11 protein-coding genes are annotated in these 12,043 nt (G+C 34.9%); 6 read left to right on the top strand and 5 right to left on the bottom strand.

What is annotated here, in order from left to right; translation table 11 throughout:
* Positions 1-10 precede the first annotated feature (10 nt).
* Positions 11-1,711: an InlB B-repeat-containing protein gene (locus ACWG0P_RS10155; RefSeq protein WP_455801625.1), complete on the top strand. Its 1,701-nt coding sequence runs from the start codon at positions 11-13 to the stop codon at positions 1,709-1,711.
* Positions 1,692-4,127: a leucine-rich repeat domain-containing protein gene (locus tag ACWG0P_RS10160; protein WP_455801626.1), complete on the top strand. Its 2,436-nt coding sequence runs from the start codon at positions 1,692-1,694 to the stop codon at positions 4,125-4,127. The genes ACWG0P_RS10155 and ACWG0P_RS10160 overlap by 20 nt, the downstream gene beginning before the upstream one ends.
* Positions 4,128-4,235: 108 nt before the next feature.
* Here ACWG0P_RS10160 and ACWG0P_RS10165 read toward each other — a convergent pair whose 3' ends face one another.
* From ACWG0P_RS10165 to ACWG0P_RS10185, 5 genes are read right to left on the bottom strand one after another with little or no spacing between them, the layout of a single operon-like run.
* Positions 4,236-4,796 (bottom strand): DUF3783 domain-containing protein, encoded by a 561-nt coding sequence (locus ACWG0P_RS10165; protein ID WP_455801627.1) that lies wholly within the window; start codon positions 4,794-4,796, stop codon positions 4,236-4,238.
* Positions 4,797-4,804: 8 nt separating this feature from the next.
* On the bottom strand, positions 4,805-6,457 hold the full coding sequence (locus ACWG0P_RS10170; RefSeq protein WP_455801628.1) for a putative ABC transporter permease subunit: 1,653 nt from the start codon (positions 6,455-6,457) through the stop codon (positions 4,805-4,807).
* Positions 6,450-7,175: an ABC transporter ATP-binding protein gene (locus ACWG0P_RS10175; protein WP_455801629.1), complete on the bottom strand. Its 726-nt coding sequence runs from the start codon at positions 7,173-7,175 to the stop codon at positions 6,450-6,452. The genes ACWG0P_RS10170 and ACWG0P_RS10175 overlap by 8 nt, the downstream gene beginning before the upstream one ends.
* A gap of 21 nt (positions 7,176-7,196) precedes the next feature.
* Complete coding sequence (locus ACWG0P_RS10180) at positions 7,197-7,826, bottom strand: SdpI family protein (RefSeq protein ID WP_455790096.1); 630 nt, start codon at positions 7,824-7,826, stop codon at positions 7,197-7,199.
* Positions 7,827-7,830: 4 nt separating this feature from the next.
* Positions 7,831-8,094, bottom strand: a complete 264-nt coding sequence (locus ACWG0P_RS10185) for an autorepressor SdpR family transcription factor (RefSeq protein WP_455790095.1) — start codon at positions 8,092-8,094, stop codon at positions 7,831-7,833.
* A 144-nt stretch (positions 8,095-8,238) separates the two neighbouring features.
* Here ACWG0P_RS10185 and srtB point away from each other — a divergent pair, with 144 nt between their 5' ends.
* The 4 genes from srtB (at position 8,239) to murG (ending at position 12,039) form a co-directional block, all read left to right on the top strand.
* Positions 8,239-9,015 carry a class B sortase gene (gene srtB, locus ACWG0P_RS10190; protein WP_455801630.1) on the top strand — a complete coding sequence of 259 codons (777 nt, stop codon included), beginning with the start codon at positions 8,239-8,241 and terminating at the stop codon, positions 9,013-9,015.
* An 11-nt stretch (positions 9,016-9,026) separates the two neighbouring features.
* Positions 9,027-9,749: a LiaF transmembrane domain-containing protein gene (locus ACWG0P_RS10195; RefSeq protein ID WP_455801631.1), complete on the top strand. Its 723-nt coding sequence runs from the start codon at positions 9,027-9,029 to the stop codon at positions 9,747-9,749.
* A gap of 61 nt (positions 9,750-9,810) precedes the next feature.
* The gene (ftsW, locus tag ACWG0P_RS10200; protein ID WP_455801632.1) at positions 9,811-10,893 is read left to right on the top strand and encodes a putative lipid II flippase FtsW; all 1,083 of its coding nucleotides are present in this window, start codon (positions 9,811-9,813) and stop codon (positions 10,891-10,893) included.
* A 66-nt stretch (positions 10,894-10,959) separates the two neighbouring features.
* Complete coding sequence (gene murG, locus ACWG0P_RS10205; RefSeq protein WP_455801633.1) at positions 10,960-12,039, top strand: undecaprenyldiphospho-muramoylpentapeptide beta-N-acetylglucosaminyltransferase; 1,080 nt, start codon at positions 10,960-10,962, stop codon at positions 12,037-12,039.
* Positions 12,040-12,043: the final 4 nt, after the last annotated feature.

Raw genomic sequence — 12,043 nt, forward strand, 5'->3', positions numbered from 1 at the left:
GATTTGGTGCATGTCTACAGCAATGATATATGATACTCAAGTCTGGGATTTGACAAACAAACCAGGAGTTACGGTAAAGAGTGCATTAGGAAAAGATGAAATGTTGGCAACAGTGATGGGAACTGGTTCACTAACGATTAAAAATATAGTGTTTGATGGAACATTGAGAAAAGAGGACGGTTCAGTTGATTCAAACAGAAAGTCTTTATCAGCTCTGATTAATGTACAAGACTCAGGAACACTTATAATGGATATGGGAAGCATTGTTGAGAATAATTATACAAACAATGAGGGTGCTGGAATTCGTTTGATTGATAATGCTAGCCTAATTATGCAAGGAAACGCAAGCATACGAAATACTCGTTCTACAACTGTTGGGGGAGGTATTATGGCTGCTGGAACTAATTCAACAGTCACAATTAAGGACAGCGCATCAGTTACTGGCAATTCGGCTCAAACAGGTGCTGGGATTTACATGAATGGTTCGATGAATTTGTTGGGTGGTAATATAGCTGACAATACTGCATCTTTTTATGGAGGAGGCTTATTTATTAACACATCTGCTAAAGCTGTAGTTTTTACTGGAGGTGCAATTAGTGGAAATACAGCGCACGGATTGACAGATCCTACTACAGGTAGGGGAAATGATATCTATTCAAATGGACATAAGTTGTGGAAACTTTCAGGAGATTGGAAGACTTCTGATGGCATCTTTCTGAATAAGATGGCTAATGTGTTAATAACATCAGCTGTAAAAAATCCGATTGTATTTGAAGGTGTTCGAAACACAACTGGTCTCGAAGGCACTGTTGTAGCGGTGGGGAGCGGTGGGTATTCCCTAACGCAAAAAGACTTAGATCAACTTTCCTGTAAAGAAATGAAAATTGGATTTGAACTAGATACGATAAACAACCTAATCAAAGTAAAAATACTTTCCCCATATACTGTTACCTTTGATAAAAATGGTGGAAGTGGAGATAATTTTACCCAAGAAGTTTATCCAAAACACCAGGTGATTAAACCAGAAAATCCAACGAGAGAAGGATACGTATTCAGGGGATGGAACAACGGAATCACAACATTTGATTTTGAAAAAACAATTATTACAGAAAACACTACACTTAAAGCTCAATGGCATGCACATACATATGATACGAATTGGAAATTTGACGCAACAAATCACTGGCATGAATGTACTGCAAATGACGGTGAAAAATCCGATATGGTAGCGCACACGCCTGGTGTTGCAGCAACTATCGAACATGCGCAAATATGTATAGTATGCGGTTATGAACTAGTACCTAAGTTACCTTCAAAAGAAATCATTGTAGATAACACAACTGGAACAAAGGTGGAATATGAAGATGGTTCTGTTTTCGCTGATGATATTACCTTAGTGGTGACTCCTAAATCTAAAGAAGAAATGAAAGAATTCCAAAATAATGTAAATAAAGTTGTTACTGGAAAAACGATTGCAGGAGTTTATGATATTAAACTTCTAAAAAATGGTGTGGAAATTCAGCCAGATGGTAAATTAAAGATTAGCTTAATATTGACGGATGCAATGAAAGCAATGTCTGAATTACAGGTTGTTTATATTGATGACAATGAAGAGCTAACCATTATTCCAAGTCAACTTATTGATGGGAAATTAGTATTTATCACGGATCACTTTAGTTACTATGGAGTAATTGGAAAAGAAAGTAGGTAAAGTACTATTATCATCAACGATGATATTAACAATGGCATTTTCTGTTATGCCGGCAAATGTATTTGCGCAAGAAAGCAATATAGCAGATAACACTAGAGCGGGAAATATTTCGATCGACTACACAAATTTTCCAGATTCAGTTTTTCAAGATTATGTAAAAAAGGTTGTTGATACAGATAAGAATTATTCATTATCACAAGAAGAAATAAATAATATAACAAAAATAGATGCACCAAAGGAAATAGCTAATATAAGAAATGTTACTAGCTTTAAAGGAATAGAACATTTTACTGCTTTAACTGAGTTGTCGATTGAAAAAGTCCCATTTTTAAAAAGTATAGACTTGAGTCAAAATATTGCTTTAACAAGTCTTTCTATTTCCGAGAGTAAAATCACAGATTTAGATTTAAGTGCGAATATAAATTTAAAAAAGTTAATATATAAAACTAATCCAATCACAAGTTTAGATTTAAGCGCAAATACTGCTTTAACTTATTTAGATTGTGGTTGGAATGTAAATCTTAAGGACTTGAACATCAGTAAGAATACTGCTTTAACATATTTGAATTTTGAAAATTGTCAAGTTGAAAGCATAGATGTAAGTAAGAACATTAAGTTAGAATCTTTGAAGTGTTGGTCTAATCAACTCACAAGATTTGATGTAAGTCAGAATAAAGATTTAACATTGTTGGATTGTACAGGGAATCAACTCACAATATTAGATGTAAGTCAAAATAAAGATTTAACAACTTTGGCTTGTGGAGATAATCAACTCAAAAATCTAGATGTGAGTAAAAATAGTGATTTAGAATCCTTGGAATGTTATTCTAATCAACTTACAATCTTAGATGTAAGTCAAAATAAAGATTTAGAATCCTTGGTATGTTATGAGAATAATCTTACTAACCTAGATGTGAGTGAGAATCTAGCTTTAAGTGAATTGATTTGTGGAGATAATCAACTCAAAAATCTAGATGTGAGTAATAATAGTGATTTAGAATCCTTGGAATGTTATTCTAATCAACTCATAAGCTTAGATCTGAGTAAGAATGATTCTTTAACATATTTAGATTGTTCTGCACAGACAAGAACTATTGCATATGATGAAAGTAAAGGGTATTCATTAAGTGCTTACGATGCAGGATTTGATAAGAGTAAAGCAACTGAATTTGTAGGTGCTATAATGGAAGATGATGGAACACTAACTGGAGTTACATCGGATACACCTATTACATACAATTATGACACTGGATATTTTGAGCCTTTGAGAAGTAATGGAATGCTTATGGATGTTACATTAACGTTTACTGAGAAAGCAGATACTAGCAAACTAGAGGAAGCAAAATCATTAGTTGAAACTGCGATTAAAGATATGAAAGTGTCAAATACTACTACAGATAAAGATTTTCTTGATAGAGTTAAGAATAGTATCACTTCTATAACTGGTGTAACAGTATCATGGAAATCTGGTTCACCAATCATTACAAAGGCAACTAATTATAAAGATGGTTCTATTACAGGAAAAATTATATTAACAAGTGATGACAAAACAATAGAAATTGACGTTAATAAAGTCATTAACAAATTATCTGTCACTGATGATGAAAAATTAACTAAGGCGAAACCATTAGCTGAAAAAGCAATCACTGATATTTCAGCTACGAATGATACAACTGCAGGAAACATCCTTGACAAAGTAAAAACTAGAATTTCTTCTGTAGATGATGTAACAGCATCATGGGAAGATAGTTCACCAATCATCACAAAGGCAACAAAAGATAAAGAAGGTTCTATTACTGGAACTATTATATTAACAAGTGGTAGTAAATCGATAGAAATTGCTGTGGATAAAGTTATTGATAAGCTTTCATCTAAAACTACTATTGTAGATAAAACAACAGGTATAGAGATTGCATATGAAGATGGCTCTGCTTTTGAAGATGATATTACCTTAGTAGTAACGCCTAAATCTAAAGAAGAAATGAAAGGATTCCAAAATAATGTAAATAAAGTTGTTCCTGGAAAAACGATTGCAGGAGTTTATGATATTAAACTTCTAAAAAATGGTGTGGAAATTCAGCCAGATGGTAAATTAAAGATTAGCTTAACATTGACGGATGCAATGAAAGCAATGTCTGAATTACAGGTTGTTTACATTGATGAAAATGGGAAGGTAACCATTATTCCAAGTCAACTTGTTAATGGGCAATTAGTGTTTGTAACAGACCACTTTAGTTACTATGGGGTAATTGGAAAAGAAAAATCAACTGGGCAAATACAACCAGAAACACCATCGAAACCAAGTTCTCCTCAAACAGGAGATACATCAAATGGAATGTTATATTTTGGATGGATCGTAGTTTCTGGTAGTCTAGCTGTTATGGGATTAAAGAAGAAAAAAGCTTTAGGAAAATAATTTATAGGGATACTGTCTTAGAAGAGAGATACATATAAAATCTTAGTTTGAAATGAAAAAAACAGCAGTTCTTACCATTGTGGTAGGAGCTGCTGTTTTGTATTAGGGTTACTTTTTTTTAAGTTGTTGTAAGGCAGTTGTTAATTGTTGGTATGCCTCTTGCATTTCTTCTGGAGTACACTCCTTGCTAATGCAGTCATATGCTTTGTAGAATGCTTGTTCATAGGCGTTCCAAGAAGTAGGGGTATATTCTTCTATGATAAGATCCTTACTATGCGATAGAATAGTTTTGATTTGTTCTACTTGTTGAAAGTAGCGATGTTCTTTTTCAATCTCTTGTAACAAATCAGCTACTTTCCAATGTTGGTTATGTTGGGTTAACATAGCTTTGCGTGGCATTTGTAAATCAAATGCTTTTAGTAAGGTGTTGAAGGTTTTGATTTCTTCATCATCGATGGAATTTAAAATCATGAGGTCACTATCATAATGGGGAATGACTCCCTCTTCATGTGGTTGAAATCCTTCTAGTTCCATAAGATAGCCTGTAGTATCTAACAGTTGCTCATCATAGATAATGGCATAGGGTATCTTCATATCTTGTAGGATACGTTCTACAAAGGGACGTTTATGTTCTTGGTTTCCAAAGTATATAACTATTTTTTTGTTCATATAATCTCCTAATATTTCGCAAATGCTGCTAGGGCAAATTTCCCAATTCCTCTGTATAATAACACAGTGAATAGGATCATGAGAAGCAATATGCCAAGGGAAGCATATAGTATAAACTCATGTGGAATAAAGAAGAGGACAACACCCATTCCAACTGCAATCGCCATACCACCTAACATGGAGATAAAGCCTGCCATGTTTTGTTTGACTGCAGCTGCTTCTTGTTCCCAAACAAGTTTTGGATGGAAGATATCAATGTAGATTCCAATATAGTTTCCAAGAATGATACCTACTATGCTTGTTAGAAAGATTAATAAAACAAAATAGAATGGAAGAATAGGGAACACGAAGTAGAACGCAATTAGCATCCCCATAGAAGTACAAATAGAAACAAGGATACCACTCAATGCTTTCGCATGCATTTGTTGTGCTAGAGGCATAGGAATGTACTTCATGAACGGAAGGTTAGTTCCTTCACGAGATATTGATGTAGAAGATATAAGGTTAAGGTTGCTGACAAAGATGCCTAAGATAATTCCAACCATAATCATATATGGCCAAAAATCAGGTATCATATCTAGAAATTCCTGAGGGATATCCGATACAGAAATAGAACCTTCTCCCATCAAAGGAATCACAAAAATCATAAGTATAAAGATAACAGCACTTCCGATACAATTCATTAAATAAATAGGGGTACGTACAATTAACTTCAATTCTTTCATCGTATAGGTTAAAATACGATTTTTTTGTTTGTTCAATTTGTTCATATCGTTTACACTCAGTTTTTTACGACTTGAACTTGTTTCACTAAATCCGATCAAACCTTTAAAGTATAATGTTTTTCCTAAGAATAGGCACACAGCTAAAGAGGCAATGGTGATACCTATGAAAATGAGCATTTGTAATATGTCATTTTGAATGATAGCACGTGCTGCGAAAGGTACTCCTGGGAATAAATATGCAAACATACTAATCAAAGAATTGTTTCCTTGCATCATGGTAGTTAATATAGCTTGTGCATCTGTAGAACTTGATATATTGTTCATAGAGAAGCTAAATCCTAATCCTACTGCCACAGATAAGATTCCAGCGATCAAGTTAAATCGATCGCGATTTTTAAAGAATGGCACGAAGCGCATAATCAACATCGATATAATAGAACAGATTACCAATGGGTACATTGGTAATAGGACAAAGATGATGAGTGCAAAGAGTACAAATAAGATGTGAAATGGAAAACATGTTAAGTATGCCACAAACGCTGGTAGAAGAACTAAGAACGTAAAGGCATATTCATACACAAGACAAACAATAAACTTACTCCCCATAATCGCTTCTGGTTTAATTGGAAGTGAGAGTAGGGTTTCTCCATCTTTACTAAAGTAGAAAACACTTGGTATTAAGAAAATGGAGAAGAAGAAGGTGATAAAGGATGCGACATGAAAGGCAAGTGCTAATACAGTACCCCCTTGTTCCATCAACGCAAAGCTTTCGAAGGCTCCTTTGAACATTGCGAAGAAAACAAAGGATAAAGGAATTAAAGAAATACCTAGAATTCCCATGAGAATCACGGTTGTACTTTTCTTGCTAGATCCATCACTTATCATGCCCATCGTATTCTTTAAGGTGACACGTGTCAGTGATAGGAATTTACGCATTGTTTACGACCTCCAAGAATACGTCTTCTAAGGAATCGCATGTTGGATGTGCTGCCTTTAAAGCTTCTAAGGTACCAAAGTATAGGATGGCTCCTTTGTTGATGATAACGACTTTATCACAAAGCTTTTCTGCGACTTCTAGTACATGGGTAGAAAAGAAGACTGTGTTTCCTTTGTTCGCATGTTCTTTCATCATTTCTTTTAGTTTAAATGCAGATTGTGGATCTAATCCAGTCATTGGTTCATCTAGAATCCATACATTAGGATCACTCATCAATACACCCATAATCACAATCTTTTGACGCATCCCATGAGAATAGGAAAGAATTTTGTCATTTAAGGCTTCTTTCATCTCGAAGGTTTCAGATAGAGATTCGATGCGTGTTTTACGGATGGCACTGTCTACTTCATAGATATCTGCCATGAAGTTCAAATATTCAATTCCTTTTAAACGTAGGAAGATATCTGCGTTATCAGGCACAATACCAAATTCTTTCTTTGCTTCTATTGGTTCTTTTACGATGTCTTTTCCATTGATTAAGATTTGTCCTTCATCTGGATTTAAAATCCCAGTAATCATTTTAATCGTTGTTGTTTTACCAGCTCCATTTGGCCCAATGAATCCAATAATTTCTCCTGTGGGAATATGCATAGAAATGTTATCTACTGCTTTATGTTTCCCTCCATAAATCTTTGTCACATTTTTAATTTCAATCATAAGTTTTTCCTTTCTCAATCGTTACTTTTCTAAGTTTTTAAAACATACATAAGAATATATTGTAGGGATAAGCGCTTGAATGAGCGCAATTCCTACAATGAAAAATATCATGGCTTCATCACTTACCAACAATCCTAAAAAGGTAAGAAAGCCTCCCACTACCCATATTTTACCTGCAAAGCGATGTGTTTTATACCAAACATCTTCGTTTGCGATGGTCCAAGGGGTACGTATTCCTATAAAATAATTTGCTTTGATCTTTGGCATGGCATTTCCTAGGACAATAAAGACAATCCCCATCATCGTAATCATAATCATATTGATGTTCAATTTTCCAGGGGATAAAGCCTCTGATATCACTGTGATCAATATAATAAACATGATCATATTGATGATAAATAAAATCATCCAAAAGGTCTTAATGAAGCGATCATAATTCGTTCTCTTTGGATCTATTTTTTTGAATAAAATGGAACTTGCTGTAATTAACAATGCAAGTATAGGAAATAAGAAGATTTCAAAACTACTTCCATAACGATCAATTTCTCCTGATGCATTAAAATGCATTGGAATTTTATCTGGTAAAAGGAAGAATGCAATTCCTGTTATTACCAGCATCGAAATACATAAAACAATGGTAGCCTTTTTCATAGCCTTAATCTCCTTTTAGTGCAGTGATCCAAACAAGGATCTCATCGATGACACTTGTGTTTAATTCATAGTAAATATATTTTCCAACTTTTTCATCACAGATCAAATCAGCATTCTTCAAGACAGATAGGTGATGCGATATCGTCGCATTGGTACTTGAAAAATGAGAGACAATATCTCCGGCAGAAAGTTTGCCATGTTTTAAGAGTGTGATGATTTCTCGACGTGTTGGATCGCCTAACGCTTTAAACGTATCTTGAAACCCCATGACATCATCCTTTCCGACATTTAGATAATCATCTAAATATAATATACCCCTGTGGATACCCTATGTCAATAGATATTGTGTGAATAATATCATGGAAAAAATAGAGCGTTTGTGGTACTATAAATGCACACCAAGGAGGATCTTATGGAAAAGAAAAAAAGAAAGAAGTTATTCTATAATATACTACTTGTAATAGCTGGGGGTGTATTCCTATATTCGGCATTTAATCTTGGGGTAATCTTTTATCAATATTACCAACAAGATAGTGAAAATGAACGAATGGAAGAAGTCGCAAAAGTACCAAAGAACCCAGAAAAGGAAAAATTTAGCGTGGATTGGGAAAATCTACAAAAGATAAATCCCGATATTATAGGATGGATTTTAATACCTGATACCAATATTTCTTATGCGATGGTACAGGGAAGTGATAATGATTATTATCTAACGCATACTGCAGAGAAAACGTCATTATATTCAGGGGCTATATTTATGGATGCGGGTGCGAATAAAGAGTTTAGCGATCGTAATACGATTATATATGGACATAATGTATTGCATGGGACGATGTTTGCTCAATTGGAGAAATTCAAAGAAAAAGAGTTCTTTGATGCGCATCCTTATGTGTATATCTTTACACCTACCAAGAATTATCGAAGTGAAGTCTTAAGTATGTATACAACAAAAGATTCTTCTAGTACGTATACAACCCAATTTGTAAGTGATGAAGACTTTTTATCCTATATCAATACGATAAAAGGACAAAGTGATCATGCGAGTGCGTTTGTTGCACAAGCAGGTGATAACATCATTACCTTAAGTACCTGTAGTTATGAAGATAGTGGGAAGTTAAGTGATTTACGTTATGTATTACAAGCAAAGCTAGTTGAGTGGAGTGGAGATTATATCGTAGATAAAAAATAGGAGAGAAGACAATGAAATCAAATTATCAATCAAGGATTATTGGGTTTTTATTTGTAGTAGGTGGAGTTTTGTTTTTGGGAGACCAGTTGGGGTATTGGGAGTTTTCTGTTTTCTTCCCTGGTTGGTGGACGGTATTCCTTATTCTTCCTGCTATTTTTAGTATGGTAGAGTCTGGTGTGCAAATGGGGAATGGCGTGTTATTGTTGGTGGGGTGTGGCTTGTTGATACAAGCCAATGGATGGCTAGGAATCCGTCTTAGTTTTGGAATGATTGTAGCCCTAATTTTTATCTTGTTGGGTGTTCGTATGGTATTTGGAAGACATGGACATCGAGAAAGAAGCAATCACAGTAAACATATGGAAACTAAGAATGTAAGAAACATACATTCGAATGTAATTTGTGGAAGTCGTAGTTTTCGTGCAGCGGGTGTGATCAATTCCTTAGATGTACAATGTATGATGGGGACATCATGGATTGATTTAAGTGAAGCGGATGTTCGCAATATGGAGTTTGTAAATTTGAACTGTGTGATGGGAACCATTGATTTGATTGTTCCTAGCGATATGAATTATGTGGTAAAGAAAGACAATGTACTGGGTTCATGTGAGATTCAAGATGAACCAATAGGAAGATACGATTTATATGTAGATATATCGTGTGTATTAGGACAGGTCAATTTGCGTAAGAAAAAAGTAGAAAATGTAAAAGAAGGGGAATTCAAAGAGAAGCGTTGATCGCTTCTTTTTTTGTTCTTGTGAATAGATGTTACACATACAATACAGTGAGGTGAGTTGCTTGTTTACAAAGAAATGCAGAATGCTGAGCATTCTTATTTGTTTGCTGGTGATCCTTGGCATAATCATGGTTGGAAGCAGTTCACGTGTATGGGCAGCCGCAAAATTTGATGATAGTAGATATTTTATGAGTAGACAAGCAATCTTTGCGTTGATTGGTTTGTTTGTGATGTTTGTGGCGAGTAAGGTATCCCTCTTAAAGATACGGAAACATTGTAAGTTGATTTTTATTCTATGTGTGGTTGCGTTGATTCTGGTGTTGATTCCAGGGTTGGGTGTTGCACGAAATGGGAGTCGTAGTTGGTTTGGATTTGGTTCTTTTTTAGTACAACCTTCCGAGTTTTTTAAGATTGCGATTATTTTGTATGTTTCGGATTATCTTGCAAAACGATATCGTGTGAAAAGTTTTCGAAAAGATTTGTTATTTCCAGCATTTTTGGTAATGATAGGGTTTGGTCTTATTTTGTTACAGCCTGATTTTGGTAGTGGGCTTGTAATGGTGTGTTCGATTGTGGTCATTGTGTTGGCGGCGGATTCTCCGATTTCTTATTTTGTACGAGTGGGAATGTTGGGACTAGCTGGTCTTGGGGGATTGATTATTTCAGCGCCATATCGATTGGCTCGTATTACATCTTTTATCAATCCATGGGAAGATCCTTTGGGATCTGGATTTCAAATCATTCAATCCTTATTCGCAATATCACCAGGGGGGATATTAGGAGTAGGCTTTGATCAAAGTATGCAGAAGCATTTTTATTTACCAGAACCACAAACAGATTTTATTTTTGCGATCTTTGCGGAAGAATTTGGATTTATTGGATGTGTGTTATTGATTGCTTTATTTCTTATGGTCATTTATCAAGGTGTAAAGATTGCCAAACGTTGTGTGGATCCTTATCTTTGTTATGTAGCGATTGGATTGACCTCCTTATTTGCGATACAAGTGATGATCAATTTAGGGGTTGTAGTGGGTCTATTTCCTGTGACTGGAATCACCTTGCCATTTATTTCCTATGGAGGAAGTTCCTTGATTGTTATGATGGGTTCTATGGGTTTGTTGATGAGTATCGCCAACGAGAGTTGAAAAAGCCCTAAAAATTATTCTCTAAATAAAGAGAACATGGTATAATAAACACTAAGGAGTGATTTCATGAAAATGCTGATCGTCACTGGAGGAACTGGTGGTCATATCTACCCAGCTATCGCTTTAGCGGATGCTGCAAAACAGAGATATAAAAATATTGATATCCTGTTTGTAGGAAATGATGATCGAATGGAAGCGAGTGAAATCCCAGCACATGGCTATGCATTCAAAGGTTTGCATGCATGTGGATTGACTGGAAATGTATTTCATAAAGCGAAGGCGATTTTATTGATGATGAATGCATATCGTAAAACACTGCCTATAGTAAAAGAATTTCAACCAGATATTGTGATTGGGTTTGGTGGTTATGTTAGTGCGCCAGTAATGTTAGCGGCACATGCAAAACACATACCTACAATGATTCACGAACAAAATTCCATTGTTGGTGTTTCTAATAAAATGGTCGCAGACAAAATGGATGCGATTGTGATTTGTTATGAAAAATGCTTTGAAGAATTTGGAAGAGAAAAAACTAGATTATTAGGAAATCCAAGAGCTGGTAATGCGGTACAAAGCGTATTTGATAAAGAATATTATGAATCGTTAGGGTTGTCGTTAGACAAACCATTGATTTTAGTTGTTATGGGTTCTTTAGGATCCACTTCTATCAATGCGATTATGAAAGATGTTTTACCACAGGTAAGTGATCAATATCTAATCTTATTTGTAACGGGAAAACAAAATTTACAAGATATAAAAAAAGAAGTAACAGCAAAGCATGTAATTGTTGTGGATTATGTAAAGCAGTTGGATATTATGGCACATGTGGATTTGATTATTTGTCGTGCTGGAGCAACCACTGCAGCAGAGATTACGGCACTAGGTACGCCTAGTATTTTAATTCCTAGTCCTTATGTAGCACATAACCATCAGTTTTATAATGCTTCTGTATTGGTAGATAAAAAAGCTGCATTTATGATTGAAGAAAAAGATTTAAATGCGGAAACATTAAAGAAAAAGATTGACATGATTATGTCGAATGAACAATTGCGTAGTGAAATGAAACAACATGCACTAGAACTTGGAAAACCAAATGCATGCCAAGATATATTAGATTGGTGCGACGAAATGAAAAAGGTGAAATGAATTG

Source organism: Amedibacillus sp. YH-ame6 (assembly GCF_053848845.1).